This is a genomic window from Mycobacterium paraense, from assembly GCF_002101815.1.
Lineage (GTDB): Bacteria > Actinomycetota > Actinomycetes > Mycobacteriales > Mycobacteriaceae > Mycobacterium > Mycobacterium paraense.
The window spans coordinates 83,811-98,375 of the sequence record NZ_LQPM01000008.1 but is presented as its reverse complement, the minus strand read 5'-3'; the positions used below and the strand labels follow the sequence as shown (position 1 = coordinate 98,375).

Sequence of the window (14,565 nt, the reverse complement as noted above, 5' to 3'; positions counted from 1 at the left end):
GATTTAGAGCGCCTTGAGTTCCTCGGCGACCTCGGTCACCGACTTCTTCGCGTCCCCGAACAACATCGTCGTGCCGTCGGCGTAGAACAGCGGGTTGTCGATGCCCGCGAATCCCGAATTCATCGACCGCTTCAAAACGATCACCGATTTCGCCTTGTCCACGTTGAGGATCGGCATGCCGTAGATCGGGCTGGACGTCTCGTTGCGGGCCGCCGGATTGGTGACGTCGTTGGCGCCGATGACGATCGCGACGTCGGTGCGCGCGAACTCGTCGTTGATGTCGTCCATGTCTTTCATCGCGTCGTAGTCGACCTCGGCCTCGGCCAGCAGCACGTTCATGTGCCCGGGCATGCGGCCGGCGACGGGGTGGATGGCGTACTTCACCGGCACGCCCTTGTCCTCCAGCAGCGATGCCATGTCCTTGACCGCGTGCTGGGCCTGCGCGACGGCCAGGCCGTACCCGGGCACCACGATCACCTGGTTGGCGTAGGCCATCTGGATCGCCGCGTCCGCGGCCGAGGTGGACTTGACGTGCTTGTCGCCGCCGCCGTCGCCGCTGGGCGCCACACCGCCGCCGCCGAATCCGCCCGCGACGATCGCGGGGATCGAGCGGTTCATCGCCTTGGCCATCAGGTTGGTCAGGATCGAACCGGAGGCGCCGACGATCATGCCCGCCACGATCATCGCGGTGTTGTTCAGCGCCAGGCCGGCCGCGGCGGCCGACAGCCCCGTCATCGCGTTGAGCAGGGAGATGACCACCGGCATGTCGGCGCCGCCGATGGGCAGCACCACCATGAGGCCGAGCACGCCGGCGGCGGCCAGCAGGCCGACCATCCACCACAGCGACACCCCGCCGGTGCCGGGATGCGCGCCCAGGCCGATGACCACCGCGGCGGCCACCGCACCGGCCAGCAGCAGCAGGTTGATGGGTTGCTGGGCCTTCCCGAAGCCGATCGGCGATCCCGAGATGATCTCCTGCAGCTTGCCGAAGGCGATGATCGAGCCCCAGAACGAGATCGACCCGATGATCGCGGCGAACAGCGACGCCACCACGATGTGCACGGTCGGCGACTCGCCGTGCTGGAAGGCCGAAAAGCCGCTCGTTTCAATGAATTCCGACAGCGCGATCAGCGCGACCGTGCCCCCGCCGACGCCGTTGAAGAACGCCACCAGCTGCGGCATGGCGGTCATCTTCGTCAGCCGGGCCGGCGGCACGCCGAGCACGACGCCCACGACGAGACCGGCGATGATCAGCACCCACGACTCGGTGTGCCGGATCTTGATCAGGGTCGCCGCGACCGCGATGGCCATGCCGACCGCGGCGATCAGGTTGCCCCGCACCGCCGTCTTCGGGCCGGTCAGGCCCATCAGGCCGTAGATGAAGAGGGCGAACGAGATGATGTAGAGGACGGTGACGAGGTAGTTCATTTCGCCGCCGGCTCCTCGGTCTTGTCGGCCTTGACGGCCGACGCTTTCTTCTTGCCCTTGAACATGCCCAGCATCCGGTCGGTGACGATGAAACCGCCGATGACGTTCAGCGTGCCGAACACCACCGCGACGAACAGGATGATCTGCACGGCGAGCGACGGGTGCTCGACCGACCCGAACACCACCAGCGCGCCCAGCACCACGATGCCGTGGATGGCGTTGGTGCCCGACATCAGCGGCGTGTGCAACGTGTTGGGCACCTTCGAAATGACCGCGAAGCCGACGAACCCGGACAGCACCAGGATCGCCAGGTTGGCCAGCAGCTCGTCGTACATCTAGGAGTCCTTCCCCCGGGTGACGCAGGATGCCGCGATGACTTCGTCGTCGAAGTCGGGGGCCAGCTTGCCGTCGGTGATCAACAGGTCCAGTAGCGCCGTGATGTTCTTGCTGTAGAGCTCGCTGGCGTGCTCGGGCATCGTCGCCGGCAGGTTCAGCGGCGCGGCGATGGTCACGTCGTGCTTGACCACCGTCCGGCCGGGCTCGGTCAGCTCGCAGTTGCCGCCGGTCTCCCCGGCCAGGTCCACCACCACGCTGCCCGGCTTCATCGCCTCGACCGCGGCGGCGGTCACCAGCCGCGGCGCCGGCTTGCCGGGCACCAGGGCCGTGGTGATCACCACGTCGAAACCGCTGATCGCCTTTTCCAGCGCCTGCTGCTGCTGGGCGCGTTCGTCTTCGGTGAGCTCGCGGGCGTACCCGCCCTCGCCGGCCGCGTCGATGCCGACGTCCAACCACTGCGCGCCCACCGACCGCACCTGGTCGGCCACCTCCGGGCGGACGTCGTAGCCGGAGGTGCGCGCGCCCAGCCGTTTGGCCGTGGCGAGCGCCTGCAGCCCGGCGACGCCGACACCGAGCACCAGCACCGAGGCCGGCTTCACGGTGCCCGCCGCCGTCGTCAGCATCGGGAAGAACCGCGTCGACTCCGAGGCCGCCAGCAGCACGGCCTTGTAGCCGGCGACGTTGGCCTGCGACGACAGCGCGTCCATCACCTGGGCCCGCGAGATCCGCGGGATGGCCTCGAGCGCGAAGGCCTGCACACCGGCGTCGGTGAGCGCGCCGATCAGGTTGTCGGGGTTCCGGGGCGCCAGGAAGCCGATCAGCGTCTGCCCGCCGCGCAGCCTGCCGACCTCGTCGGCCGTCGGCGGTGCCACCTTGACGACCACGTCGGCGGCCCAGGCGTCGCCGATGCTGGCCCCCGCTTCGGTGTAGAGCTCGTCGGGAAGCAGCGCGCCTTCGCCGGCGCCCGCCTCGACCACCACGGCCACACCGCTGTCGACCAGCGACGCGACCGCCTTGGGGACCAACGCGACGCGCCGCTCGTCGGCCCCGGACTCGGCGACCACCCCCACCGTCGTCTGCGCATCTGTCATGGCGCCTACATCCACTTCCTTATGTCTTGGGCTTGCCGCAGACACCCTAACCTGATGGCCCGGCTCCACCTCACGCCGCTGTGCGGCCTGCATCGTCGCCGGGCTGCCGCGCCTACCAGAGCGGAATATCGTGCCCGTGCTCGGACGCGGGCCGGGGGCCGAAGTACCGGCGCTCGGACTCGTCGATCGGCACGTCGTTGATGCTGGCCTCGCGGCGCGCCATCAGCCCGGACGGGCTGAACTCCCACAGCTCGTTGCCGTAGCTGCGGTACCACTGGCCGCCGTGATCGTGGCACTCGTACTGGAACCGCACGGCGATGCGGTTGTCGTGGAAATCCCACAGGCTCTTGCGCAGCGAATAGTCGAGTTCGCGCTCCCATTTGCGGGTCAAGAACGCGACGATCTCGTCGCGGCCCACGATGTGTTCACCGCGGTTGCGCCATTGCGAGTCGGGCGTGTAGGCGAGGCTGACCCGCTCGGGATCGCGGGTGTTCCAGGCGTCCTCGGCCGCCTGGACTTTCTGCAGCGCAGTTTCGCGGGTGAACGGGGGGAACGGGGGGCGGGATTCGGTCATGACGTACATCGTGCTCGCCCGCCCTCAGCACCGCCTGCTCACGGCCGGTGTCCTATCGTGACGGTCATGGACTTCGCGATGTCTGCCAAAGCCAGCGACTACCACAAGCGACTGTCCGACTTCATGATCGAGAACGTCTTCCCGGCCGAGGCCGAATACGACAAATACCGTCACGAGGCCGGCCCGAACGACCACACGGTTCCGCCGGTCATCGAGGAGCTCAAACGCAAGGCCAAACAACAGGGACTGTGGAACCTGTTCCTCCCGGCCGAGTCGGGACTGACCAACCTGGAATACGCCCCGCTGGCCGAACTGACGGGCTGGAGCCTCGAGATCGCGCCCGAGGCGCTCAACTGCGCGGCGCCGGACACCGGCAACATGGAGACGCTGCACCTGTTCGCCACCGAGGAGCAGCGCAAGCAGTGGCTGGAGCCGCTGCTGGCCGGCGAGATCCGCAGCGCCTTCTCGATGACCGAACCGGCGGTCGCCAGCAGCGACGCCCGCAACATCGAGACCTCCATCCAGCGCGACGGCGCCGACTACGTCATCAACGGCCGCAAGTGGTGGACGTCCGGGGCCGCCGACCCGCGCTGCAAGATCCTCATCGTGATGGGCCGCACCAACCCGGAGGCGGCCAGCCACCAGCAGCAGTCGATGGTCCTGGTGCCCACCGACACCCCCGGCGTGACCGTCGTCCGCTCGACCACCGTGTTCGGCTACCAGGACCAGCCCGGGCACTGCGAGATCATCTACGACAACGTCCGCGTTCCGGCCACCAACCTGCTCGGCGAGGAGGGCGGCGGCTTCGCGATCGCCCAGGCCCGGCTCGGCCCGGGCCGCATCCACCACTGCATGCGGGCGCTCGGCGGCGCCGAACGCGCGCTGGCGCTCATGGTGGACCGGGCGAACAGCCGGGTGGCGTTCGGTCGCCCGCTGGCCGAGCAGGGCGTGGTGCGCGAGGCAATCGCCAAGTCCCGCAACGAGATCGACCAGGCCCGGCTGCTGTGCGAGAAGGCGGCGTGGACGATCGACCAGCACGGCAACCGCGCCGCGCACCTGTTGGTCTCGCAGATCAAGGCGGTGGCGCCGCAGGTGGCCTGCGACGTCATCGACCGCGCGATCCAGGTGCACGGCGCCGCCGGCGTCAGCGAGGACACCGTGCTCGCCCGGTCGTACGCCTGGCACCGGGCCATGCGACTCTTCGACGGTCCCGACGAGGTGCACATGCGCACCATCGCGCGCGCCGAGATCGGCCGGGAGAAATCCGGGCTCGCCGCGGCGGTCACCGCGCATGACTGAAGCCGTCCGAGAACTGTCCGGCGCGTGGAACTTTCGTGACGTCGCCGACGGTGTCGCCGCGCTGCGGCCCGGACGGCTGTTCCGGTCCGGCGAGCTGAGCCGCCTCGACGACGACGGGCGGGACACCCTGCGCCGGCTGGGCATCACCGACGTCGCCGACCTGCGCGCGTCGCGGGAGGTCGCCCGGCGCGGCCCGGGGCTGGTGCCCGACGGCGTCGAGATCCACCTGCTGCCGGTGCCCGACTTGTCCGACCAGGAAGCCGAGGCCGCCGCCCCGCACGAAGAGGCGTTCCAGCGGCTGTTGCGGGGCGAGTCCGACGGCTCCGAGGAGTCGGTGAACGAGACCGCCGTGCGCTTCATGACCGACGAATACCGCCAATTCCCCACGCGCAACGGGGCGCAGCGCGCGCTGCGCCGTGTCGTCACGCTCCTGGCCGCCGGGCGCCCGGTGCTCACGCACTGCTTCGCGGGGAAGGACCGCACCGGCTTCGTCATCGCGACGGTGCTGGAGGCCGTCGGGGTCGATCGCGACGCCATCGTCGCCGACTTCTTGCGCAGCAACGACGCCGTCCCCGAGCTTCGGGCGCACATCTTCGAAATGATCCAGCAGCGCGGCGACACCGAGCTGACCCCGGAGGTGGTGACCTTCACCGAGGCGCGGCTGTCCGACGGGGTGCTCGGCGTCCGCCCGGAGTACCTCGCCGCCGCCCGCCAAACCATTGACGACGAATTCGGTTCGCTGAGCGCCTATCTCAGCGACGCCGGCATCACCGAGGCGGACGTCGACCGCCTGCGCGGCGCGCTGCTCGGCTGAGCCGACCACCCTCGCTCGCGCGCGGGACTCAAACGCCGGACAGGATCGCCGGAGCACCTTACGCTGGCGGGGTCCGTCTGTTGTCCGGAGAGGATGGGGCCGATGTCGTATGTGATCGCTGATCCGCAGGCGCTGGCAACGGTCGCGACGGAGATCGAGGGGATCGGCTCGGCATTCAGTGCCGCGACCGCCGCCGCCGCGGCTCCGACATCGGGCGTGGCGGCCGCGGCCGGCGACGAGGTGTCGGCGGCCATCGCGAACGTCTTCGGCGCCGTCGGCAAGGAGTACCAGGCCGTCGTCGCGCAGTTCGCGGCGTTTCACAACCAGTTCCAGCAGACGCTGGCGTCCGCCGGGCTCGCCTACGCGGAGGCCGAGGCCGGCATCGCCGCCACCCTGGGGCTGGGCGGGCCCGCGCCCGCCGCGCCGCTGCCGGCCGCCACGATTCCCCCGTTCCCGGCCAACCAGGTGTCGTATTTCATCGGCGGCACCGGGGTTCCCATCCCCTCAACGTCATTCGTCACCCGGGCCAACGCCCTCTACGTCCGTTCGGCCAACGCGCTGCAAGCGTTGTTCACGCCCGAGCAGCTCTACCCGCTGACCGGCGTCAAGAGCCTGCCCCTGAATCAGTCGGTGGCCGAGGGCGTGACGATCCTCGACAACACGCTGTACAACACGATCCACAATCAGGGGCAATCGGTAACCGTCTTCGGCATCTCGCAGAGCGCCATCATCTCCTCGCTGGAGATGCAGAACCTCGCCAACGGCACCTCGCTCTTCGGCGCGAACCCGCCGCCCGTCAACATGCTCAACTTCGTGCTGACCGGCAACGAGGTGAACCCCAACGGCGGCCTGCTGTCGCGTTTCCCAAACCTGTCCCTGCCCGCGCTGGGATTGGACTTCTACCCCGCGATGAACGCCAACACGCCCTACCACGTGGCCAACTACACGCTGGAGTACGACGGGTTCGCCGACTTCCCGCGGTACCCGATCAATCTGCTTGCCGACCTCAACGCGGTCGCGGGCATCGTCTTCGTGCACACCACGTATCTGGATCTCACGCCCCTCCAGGTCGACAACGCCATTCAGCTGCCGACGTCCCCGGGCTACACCGGCAACACCACCTACTACATGATTCCCACGGCGGAGCTGCCGCTGCTGAAGCCGCTGGGCGCCATCCCGGTCATCGGCAAGCCCCTGGTGGACCTGCTCCAACCGGACCTGAAGGTGTTGGTCAATCTCGGCTACGGTCCCGACCCCACCCTCGGGTACTCGACGAGCTACGCGGACGTGCCGACGCCGTTCGGTCTGTTCCCGGATGCCAACCCGGGCACCGTCTTTAACGCGCTGGCCGCCGGCACCCAGCAGGGAATCCACGACTTCTCGCTCGACATGCAGCAGATCGCGGCGCAGCCCCCCGCGGTCGTTCCGCAGCTCACCCTGCCGAGCGCACCGGGCCCGACGACGACGCCGCCCAACTTCCCGTCACCGCAACAGGTCTTCGACACCGTCAACCGGATCGTGTCGACCGACTACGCCGTCGTGCTGCCGACCGCCGACATCGGTTACTCCCTCGCCACCGAGTTGCCCTTCTACGACTCCGAGCTCTTCCTGAGCCAGCTCGGGCAGGGCAACCTCATCAACGCGATCGGCTATCCGATCGCCGCCGACGTCGGCTTGGGGACGGTGGCGGGTGGGGTCGAAGCCCTGACGATCGTTTCGGCGCTCGCGAGCAACGTCAAGGACATCCAGAGCCTCGTCCCCTAACGCGGCGTGCGGCAGGCGGATTGCCTGAAGACAACGCGGATTGCCCAAAGACAACGGCGCAAAATGCCAACGGCAAGGTGCGATCGCTCCTAAGCTGACTGCGTGCCGGTTCCGGCGATGCGCCTGGTCATCGGGTTGGCGGCGTCGGCGGGACCACCACGCGTGCCCCTGCGTTCGAAAGGGAAGAGGCGATGACGAATTTAGTTGCGCAGCCGGAAATTTTCGCTACGGCCGCACAGGATGCTTCCACGATCGGGTCGGCCATCAACGAGGCCCGGGCGGCCGCCGCAGGCTCGACGACGAACCTCGCCGCAGCGGCCCAAGACGAAGTGTCGGCCATCACCGCCCAGTTCTTCGGCTCGTTCGGTCAGGAGTATCAGGCGCTGCTCCAGCAGGCGTCCGCGTTCCACGGTCAGTTCACCGCGACGCTGGCCGCCGCCGGAAACGCTTACGCGCAAGCCGAAGCCCAGATCGCCGGCACGCTAGGCCTGTCCGGCGCGGCCGCCCCCGCCTTCACGGCGGTGCAACAGTCGGCCGACCCGGCCGTCAGCGCGATCCTGATCATGACCGGCAGCGGCACCGCCAATCCGCCGTCGAGCTACATCGCCAACGTCACGAGCCGCTACCTGACGAACTTCACCAGCGCGCTCACCATCCCGGTGACCACGGCCGAGGGCTTGTACCCGTACACCGGCGTCAAGGACCTGACGCTGGACATATCGCTGGCACGCGGGGTCACCGCGCTCGACAACGCGGTCAACCTGCAGATCACTCCATTCCTGCATGGCGGCAGCGGTTCCGTCTCCATCCTGGGCTACTCGCAGAGCTCGATCATCGCCTCGCTGGAAATGCCGAAGCTCCTCGCCGAGGGCTTCACCAACGGAACAGGTGGGAACCCGATCCAGGCGTACTTCACCCTGCTCGGCGACCCGGCGAACCCCAACGGCGGCCTGCTCGCGCGCTTCCCCGGCCTGAGCCTGCCCAGCCTGGGCATCACGTTCGGCACCTCAACGCCCTCGAACGACTTCCCGACCACCATCTGGTCGCTCGAGTACGACGGCTTCGCCGACTTCCCGCGCTATCCGATCGACATCTTCTCGGACCTCAACGCCCTCGCCGGCATCGTGTTCATCCACGGCACCTACCCGCACCTGACGGCGACTCAGCTTGCGTCAGCCGTCACGCTGGGGCAGTCCGGGGACCCGTCGATGACCACGTACAACATGATTCCCACGGAGAACCTGCCGCTGCTGACGCCGCTGCGGTTGCTCCCGGTCATCGGCAACCCGCTGGCGGACCTGATCCAGCCGGACCTCAAGCTCCTCGTCAACTGGGGCTACGGCGACCCCAACTTCGGCTGGTCCACCAGCCCCGCCGATATCCAGACCCCGTTCGGGTTCCTGCCGCCGCTGAGCGCAACGACCGAATTGGTGTCGCTCTTCCCCGGCGCCACCGCGCAGGGAGTCAACGCCTTCACTCACGACCTGTCCACCCTGGCAAGCGGGCTTCCCGGGGCCGCCACATCGGGCCTCACCGCCCTGACGCTGCCGCCGTCGGCGTCGATGCCGACGTCGATCACGAGCGTCATTCAGGCGCTTCAGTCGGCGAACAACAACATCGTCGGCACCCTGACGACCGACGTCTCGACGGCCTACGCGACGCTGCTTCCGACGGCAGACATCGCAACGGCCGTCGCGGTGTCTATCCCGTCCTACGACTTCAACCTGTTCCTGGACGGGATCAACGAGGCGATCACGGTCAATCCCGTTCAGGGGCTCATGGATGCCTTCGGCCGGCCGATCGCGGCCGATGTCGGCCTGGTCACCCTGGCGGGCGGTTTCGAGGCTCTCACCTTCGTCAACGCCGCCGAGACGATCTTCACCGGAACGCCCAGCCCCGGTCCCCAGTGATCTAGGGCTCCAGCACGACCTTGCCGAGCACGCCGCCGTCGGCCAGGCTTTGCAGCGCGACCGCACCCTCCGACAGCGGATAACGCTGCGGCGGAGGCGGTTTCAGCCCAAGGAAAACCAACTGGCTCAGCCCCCACGAGAACAGGGCCGCCGAACCCGGGACCTTGTTCAGGTACTCGCCCCACGCGACGCCCACCACGCTGACGTTGCGCAGCAGCAGCCGGTTGACCTTCACCGTCGGAATGCCGCCGGCGGCAAAGCCGATCACCAGCAGCTTGCCATCGATCGCCAGCACACGAATCGCGTCGTCGAAGGCCGGCCCACCGATGGGGTCGACGACGATGTCGACCCCGCGGCCCTGGGTGTAATCACGCACCTTGTCGGCCCAGCCGTCGACCAGCGGCACCACCAGATCGGCACCGAGCGAAGCGACATAGTCCGCCGCGGCCTCGCGGTGCACCACGGCCAGCACCTTCTTCGCGCCCATCGCCTGCGCCACCTGGATCGCCGCCGTGCCCACCCCGCCGGCGGCGCCCAGCACCAGGACCGTGTCGCCCGGCCGCATCGCGGCGCGGCGGGCCAGCGCGAAGTACATGGTGTTGTAATTGACCAGCAGCGAAACCGCTTCGGCGTCATCGAGTTCCGCGGGGCTGCGCATCACGTTGGGCACCGGAACGGCCACCTGCTCGGCGTAGGCGCCCAGGATGCCGAACGCCGAAACCCGCTCGCCCACGCGGTATCCCGACCCCTCCGGCGCGGAGCGCACCACGCCCGCGGCTTCCATGCCCGGGACGAACGGCGGGGGCAGCTTCAGCTGGTACTCGCCCTTGGCCAGCAACAGGTCGGGAAAGCACACCCCGGCGGCGCGGACGTCGATGACGACGTGGTTGCCGTCCTCGGCGACGTCCTCGATATCGGTGAAGACCATGCCGTCCGGGCCGGACAGCTCTTGCACCACACAGGCTTTCATGGCCCTACAGCTTGAAGCCGGCCTTTTGCGCTGAGGACAGGTCGGTGATTTCCGTCCAGTGCGAGGCGATGTCGTCCACCGACGGTGGCTTGTCGAAGTTGATGCCCTGGTTCTCGAAGAGCGCGACTCGCTGCACCTTGCCGCCGCCGACGACGAAAACCGATGCGCTGTCGGGGCATTCCTCGGTGCACAGGTAGGCCACCACCGGTGCGACGTACTCGGGGGTGAGCTTTTCGAGCACCTCCTTCGGCAGGATGTCCTCGGTCATCCGGGTGGCCGCGATCGGGGCGACCGCGTTGGCCTTGATGTTGTACTTGGCGCCCTCCAGCGCCAGCGTGTTGATCAGGCCGACCAGGCCCAGCTTGGCCGCCCCGTAGTTGGTCTGCCCGAAGTTGCCGAACAGACCGCTGGTGGAGGTGGCGACGACCACGCGGCCGTAGCTCTGCTCCCGGAAGTGCGGCCAGGCGGCGCGGATCACGTTGTACCCGCCGTAGAGGTGCACCTTGAGCACCGCGTCCCAGTTCTCGGACGTCATCTTGTGGAAGGTGCCGTCCCGCAGGATGCCGGCGTTGCTCACCACGCCGTGCACGGCGCCGAACTCGTCGAGCGCGGTCTTGATCATGTTCTCGGCGCCCTCGGGGTCCGCAACGCTGTCGTAGTTGGCGGCCGCCCGGCCCCCCGCGTCCTTGATCTCCTTGACCACCTCGTCGGCCATGTTGTGGCCGGCGCCGGTGCCGTCGCGGGCCCCGCCGAGGTCATTGACGACGACGCTGGCGCCCTCACGGGCCAGGGCAAGGGCGTATTCACGGCCCAATCCCCCACCGGCTCCGGTGACGACGATGACGCGATCCTGCACTCCAGGCATCAGGTTCCTCTCTCCTGTTCAAAGGACTTGGGTGATAAGGGAATCGGGGTGGTGTCAGAACATCCTGCGAGCCATCTTGAAGGCTCGCGCGGTGTACGGCGGGTAGATGAACTTCGACAGGTCCGGCCGGGTCGGCTTCGTCAACACCGACTTGCGGTGGCTGAACTCCTCGAAGCCGTAGCGGCCGTGGTAGGCGCCCATGCCCGATGCGCCGACGCCGCCGAACGGCAGCTTGGCCGTCGACACCTGGAAGGCCAGGTGGTTGACCAGCATGCCGCCGGCCGGCACCTGCTTGATCACCCGCTCGCGGGTCTCGCGCGTCTTGGTGAACAGGTAGGCGGACAGCGGCTTGGGCCGCGAGTTGACGAAACGTATTGCCTCATCCAGGGATTGGACGGTGATCACCGGCAGTACGGGCCCGAAGATCTCGTTCTGCATCAGCGGGCCGTCCGGATCGGGGTCGACGACGACCGCGGGCTGGATGCGCAGGCTCGACGGGTCGCACTTGCCGCCGACGATGACCTTGCCGTCGTCACCGGAGAGGTAGCCGCTGATGCGGTCGAACTGGCGCTGGTTGACGATCCGCATGCCGTTGGGCTTGTCCGCCGTGAATTTCGTGATGGCGGCGCCGATCTTGCTGACCAGCTCGTCGCGGATCTTCGCGTCCGCCAGCACGTAATCGGGTGCGACGCAGGTCTGCCCGGCGTTGAGCAGCTTCATCCAGGCGATCCGCTTGGCCGCGACTTCCACGTCGGCGTCCTCCGCCACGATCACCGGGCTCTTGCCGCCGAGCTCCAGCGTGCACGGGGTCAGGTGGGGTGCGGCGCCCTCGTACACCTTGCGGCCGATCTCGGTGCCCCCCGTGAACAACACGCGGTCCAGGCCCTGCGCGATCAGCTCCTGGCTCACCGAGCCGTCGCCCTCGACCACGGCGATCGCGTCCCTGTCGAGATAGCGCGGCACCAACTCGGCCATCAGGTGCGCCGACGCCGCGGCGATCTCCGACGGCTTGAGGATGACGGCGTTTCCCGCGGCGATCGCCCCGACCGCCGGACCCAGCGTCAGATAGAACGGGTAGTTCCACGCGCCGATGATCAGCACGGTGCCGTAGGGCTCGTATTCGATCCAGCCGCGGCCGGGCAGCTGCGGCACCTCGAGCAACTGGTACTTGCGGCGCGCCCACCTGCGCACGCGCTTGGCCGCGAACTTCGCCTCCCCGGCCGTCGTCGCAACGTCGGCGATGAACGACTCGAACGGGCCGCGGTCCAGGTCCTTGGCGAGAGCGGCCGCGATCGCCGCCTCGTTCTCTTCCATCAGCTTCGCCAGTTGCAGCAACTGCCGCCTGCGCCACTCGATGTCGCGGGTGCGGCCGGTGGCGAAGGTCTTGCGGAGCCGAGCCACCGTGGCCGGGACGTCGACGGGCCGAGCCTCGGAGTGAGAGTGGGCGCCGTTCGTGGATTCCGATGTCTTCGGTGCAACCGATTCGGTGGTCATCGTTGTCCTTCCCGAGCAGAGTCGCCCGCTGCAACGCGGGTGGCCGCTCATCGGTGTTAACCGCGATCCTAACCACCCGGTTGGGGGAGCAATAGGAAGGATCCGCCCCGACCGGATCAGCCCGATCCGGCGGGCGGCATTTCAGCTCAGGGTTTGGTAGCCGTCACAAAGCTGTTCGTGAACGGCCTCTCCTCCGACTGCGGGGCGCGGCCCAGGCGCAGACCCTCATCGAGCGCGCTCGTCGCGCGGGTCGTCCAGCCGTGGGCGGCGAACCAGTCGGCGCAGTCGGGCCGGCCCTCGTCGTCGAACCACAGGTCGAACGGGTTGAACGAGGTGTCCTGGCCGCGGGCCTCGCGCTTGGCCCGCAATTCCTGCCACCTCTGCTCCGCTTCGCGGCGCTTGTCCCGGTCGACCCCGAAGATTTCGACGGCCACCCGGCTGCCGGGCCCGCTCAGCTTGTCGATGGAGGCGAACATGGCCTCCTGCGCGGCCGCCGGCAGGAACGGCAGCAGCCCTTCGGCCAGCCAGGCGGTCGGGCTGGTGGCATCGAAGCCGGCGTCGCGCAGCGCCTGCGGCCAGTCGTGGCGAAGGTCCACCGGCACCGGCCGCCGGTCGACGACGGGGGCGGCCCCGTGTGCGGCCAGCGTTTCGGCCTTGTACTGAAGCACCTTGGGCAGATCGATCTCGTAGACCACGGTGCCGTCCGGCCAGTCCAGCCGGTAGGCGCGCGAGTCCAGGCCGGCGGCGAGGATCACCACCTGGCGAACCCCGGCGGCCGCCGCCTCGGCGAAGTACGCATCGAAGAAATGGGTGCGCACCGCCTGGTAATTGATCATGTGCCGGGAGTCGACGGTGAAATCCGCGGCCTCGTCGTCGGGGTCCGGCGTCCACCAGGCGGCGACCTGCTCCCGAACCCCCTCGAGTTCGGGAGTAGACACCAGCACCTCGGCGAACCGATCGGAGATCAGCGGCTCGGCGCTGGCCGTCTCGGCGGCACGGGCCAGCGCCACCATCACCGCGGTCGCCCCGACGCTGGTGGCGATGTCCCAGGAATCGTCCGCGGTGCGCGGCATTACAGCCGTTCCGCGACGACGAAGTCGGAGAACGCGTCCTTGTCGTCGGCCAGCGGGACATTCTCGATGAACCGGCCCAGCCTGCGCATCGCGTCGATCGAGTGCTCGGCCGTCGCGCGCCAGCCGTGTTCGTTGAGCCACTCGGTGACGTCCGCGCGGTTTTCGTCGCGGTACATCAACTCGCCGACGTCGACGGTCTCCTCGAGGCCGATCTCGTCGGCCACCCTCTTGAAGCGCTCCCGCATCTGCTGTCGGCGCTCTTCGGCGTGGTTGGGTGCAGTCTCGGCCGAGACCCGGCTGCCGGCCGGGCTCAGCTCGCCGATCAGGGTGAACAACCGGTCCTGGGCCTCGGCGGGCAGGTACATCAGCAGCCCCTCGGCCAGCCACGCGGTGCGCTGAGTCGGGTCGAAGCCCGCGGCCCGCAGCGCCGCCGGCCAGTCCTGCCGCAAGTCGATGGCGACCTCGCGGCGATCGGCGGACGGCGTCACGCCGTTGTCGGCCAGCGTCCCGGATTTGTAGGCCAACACCTCGGGCTGGTCGAGCTCGTAGACCGTGGTGCCGGCCGGCCAGTCCAGCCGGTACGCGCGGGAATCCAGCCCGGACGCGAGGATCACGATCTGGCGGATCCCGGCGGCGACCGCGTCGTTGAAGTAGGTGTCGAAGAAGTGCGTCCGCACGGCCTGATAGCCGCGCATGTGGTGCAGGTGGGCGGCGGAATCCTCGTCGAGCGCTTCCACCTTGGCCGCGACCTCGGGGTCGAGCATCGCCTCCCACAGGACGCCGGCGCCGGCGTTGCTGACCAGCATCCTGGCGTACGGGTCGCGGATCAGCGGGTCGGGCCGCTCGGTTTCGACGGCGCGGGCCGCGGCCACCATGACCGCGGTGCTGCCGACGCTGGTCTTGATGTCCCAGGTGTCGTCGTGGGTGCGCAGTGAGCTCATCGGGTT

13 protein-coding genes are annotated in these 14,565 nt (G+C 68.6%); 4 read left to right on the top strand and 9 right to left on the bottom strand.

Annotated features, from left to right (window positions below; all coding sequences use genetic code 11):
• Positions 1-3: 3 nt before the first annotated feature.
• From AWB89_RS07185 to AWB89_RS07170, 4 genes are all read right to left on the bottom strand, one after another.
• Positions 4-1,428 (bottom strand): NAD(P)(+) transhydrogenase (Re/Si-specific) subunit beta, encoded by a 1,425-nt coding sequence (locus AWB89_RS07185; RefSeq protein ID WP_085098429.1) that lies wholly within the window; start codon positions 1,426-1,428, stop codon positions 4-6.
• Positions 1,425-1,763, bottom strand: a complete 339-nt coding sequence (locus AWB89_RS07180; RefSeq protein WP_085098426.1) for an NAD(P) transhydrogenase subunit alpha part 2 — start codon at positions 1,761-1,763, stop codon at positions 1,425-1,427. The genes AWB89_RS07185 and AWB89_RS07180 overlap by 4 nt, the downstream gene beginning before the upstream one ends.
• Positions 1,764-2,855 (bottom strand): Re/Si-specific NAD(P)(+) transhydrogenase subunit alpha, encoded by a 1,092-nt coding sequence (locus tag AWB89_RS07175; RefSeq protein ID WP_085098423.1) that lies wholly within the window; start codon positions 2,853-2,855, stop codon positions 1,764-1,766.
• A 112-nt stretch (positions 2,856-2,967) separates the two neighbouring features.
• Entirely contained in the window at positions 2,968-3,429 is a 462-nt protein-coding gene (locus tag AWB89_RS07170) for a nuclear transport factor 2 family protein (RefSeq protein ID WP_085172736.1), read from the bottom strand.
• Between the two features lie 78 nt (positions 3,430-3,507).
• On the opposite strand from AWB89_RS07170, the gene AWB89_RS07165 reads away from it, so the two are divergent.
• The 4 genes from AWB89_RS07165 (at position 3,508) to AWB89_RS07150 (ending at position 9,216) form a co-directional block, all read left to right on the top strand.
• Entirely contained in the window at positions 3,508-4,728 is a 1,221-nt protein-coding gene (locus AWB89_RS07165; RefSeq protein WP_085172734.1) for an acyl-CoA dehydrogenase family protein, read from the top strand.
• Positions 4,721-5,542 carry a tyrosine-protein phosphatase gene (locus tag AWB89_RS07160; protein WP_085098421.1) on the top strand — a complete coding sequence of 274 codons (822 nt, stop codon included), beginning with the start codon at positions 4,721-4,723 and terminating at the stop codon, positions 5,540-5,542. Before AWB89_RS07165 ends, AWB89_RS07160 begins: the two co-directional genes overlap by 8 nt.
• Before the next feature lie 102 nt (positions 5,543-5,644).
• Positions 5,645-7,306 (top strand): PE family protein, encoded by a 1,662-nt coding sequence (locus AWB89_RS07155; protein ID WP_085172525.1) that lies wholly within the window; start codon positions 5,645-5,647, stop codon positions 7,304-7,306.
• 191 nt (positions 7,307-7,497) lie between these two features.
• Complete coding sequence (locus AWB89_RS07150; RefSeq protein WP_085172523.1) at positions 7,498-9,216, top strand: PE-PPE domain-containing protein; 1,719 nt, start codon at positions 7,498-7,500, stop codon at positions 9,214-9,216.
• Between the two features lies 1 nt (position 9,217).
• Here AWB89_RS07150 and AWB89_RS07145 read toward each other — a convergent pair whose 3' ends face one another.
• The 5 genes from AWB89_RS07145 to AWB89_RS07125 all read right to left on the bottom strand — a co-directional run bounded on the left by AWB89_RS07145 (position 9,218) and on the right by AWB89_RS07125 (position 14,559).
• Entirely contained in the window at positions 9,218-10,186 is a 969-nt protein-coding gene (locus AWB89_RS07145; RefSeq protein WP_085098412.1) for an NADPH:quinone oxidoreductase family protein, read from the bottom strand.
• A gap of 4 nt (positions 10,187-10,190) precedes the next feature.
• Complete coding sequence (locus AWB89_RS07140) at positions 10,191-11,051, bottom strand: SDR family oxidoreductase (RefSeq protein ID WP_085172521.1); 861 nt, start codon at positions 11,049-11,051, stop codon at positions 10,191-10,193.
• A 54-nt stretch (positions 11,052-11,105) separates the two neighbouring features.
• A complete protein-coding gene (locus AWB89_RS07135) occupies positions 11,106-12,545 on the bottom strand; it encodes an aldehyde dehydrogenase family protein (RefSeq protein WP_085172519.1) in 1,440 nt (479 codons plus the stop codon).
• A 146-nt stretch (positions 12,546-12,691) separates the two neighbouring features.
• Positions 12,692-13,618 carry an SAM-dependent methyltransferase gene (locus AWB89_RS07130; protein ID WP_085172517.1) on the bottom strand — a complete coding sequence of 309 codons (927 nt, stop codon included), beginning with the start codon at positions 13,616-13,618 and terminating at the stop codon, positions 12,692-12,694.
• Positions 13,618-14,559 (bottom strand): class I SAM-dependent methyltransferase, encoded by a 942-nt coding sequence (locus tag AWB89_RS07125; protein ID WP_085172515.1) that lies wholly within the window; start codon positions 14,557-14,559, stop codon positions 13,618-13,620. Before AWB89_RS07125 ends, AWB89_RS07130 begins: the two co-directional genes overlap by 1 nt.
• Positions 14,560-14,565: the final 6 nt, after the last annotated feature.

Excerpts from the sequence above, each read along its gene's own strand:
- AWB89_RS07185 (WP_085098429.1), bottom strand. The coding sequence starts at position 1,428 with ATGAACTACCTCGTCACCGTCCTCTACATCATCTCGTTCGCCCTCTTC.
- AWB89_RS07180 (WP_085098426.1), bottom strand. The coding sequence starts at position 1,763 with ATGTACGACGAGCTGCTGGCCAACCTGGCGATCCTGGTGCTGTCCGGG.
- AWB89_RS07175 (WP_085098423.1), bottom strand. The coding sequence starts at position 2,855 with ATGACAGATGCGCAGACGACGGTGGGGGTGGTCGCCGAGTCCGGGGCC.
- AWB89_RS07170 (WP_085172736.1), bottom strand. The coding sequence starts at position 3,429 with ATGACCGAATCCCGCCCCCCGTTCCCCCCGTTCACCCGCGAAACTGCG.
- AWB89_RS07165 (WP_085172734.1), top strand. The coding sequence starts at position 3,508 with ATGTCTGCCAAAGCCAGCGACTACCACAAGCGACTGTCCGACTTCATG.
- AWB89_RS07160 (WP_085098421.1), top strand. The coding sequence starts at position 4,721 with ATGACTGAAGCCGTCCGAGAACTGTCCGGCGCGTGGAACTTTCGTGAC.
- AWB89_RS07155 (WP_085172525.1), top strand. The coding sequence starts at position 5,645 with ATGTCGTATGTGATCGCTGATCCGCAGGCGCTGGCAACGGTCGCGACG.
- AWB89_RS07150 (WP_085172523.1), top strand. The coding sequence starts at position 7,498 with ATGACGAATTTAGTTGCGCAGCCGGAAATTTTCGCTACGGCCGCACAG.
- AWB89_RS07145 (WP_085098412.1), bottom strand. The coding sequence starts at position 10,186 with ATGAAAGCCTGTGTGGTGCAAGAGCTGTCCGGCCCGGACGGCATGGTC.
- AWB89_RS07140 (WP_085172521.1), bottom strand. The coding sequence starts at position 11,051 with ATGCCTGGAGTGCAGGATCGCGTCATCGTCGTCACCGGAGCCGGTGGG.
- AWB89_RS07135 (WP_085172519.1), bottom strand. The coding sequence starts at position 12,545 with ATGACCACCGAATCGGTTGCACCGAAGACATCGGAATCCACGAACGGC.
- AWB89_RS07130 (WP_085172517.1), bottom strand. The coding sequence starts at position 13,618 with ATGCCGCGCACCGCGGACGATTCCTGGGACATCGCCACCAGCGTCGGG.
- AWB89_RS07125 (WP_085172515.1), bottom strand. The coding sequence starts at position 14,559 with ATGAGCTCACTGCGCACCCACGACGACACCTGGGACATCAAGACCAGC.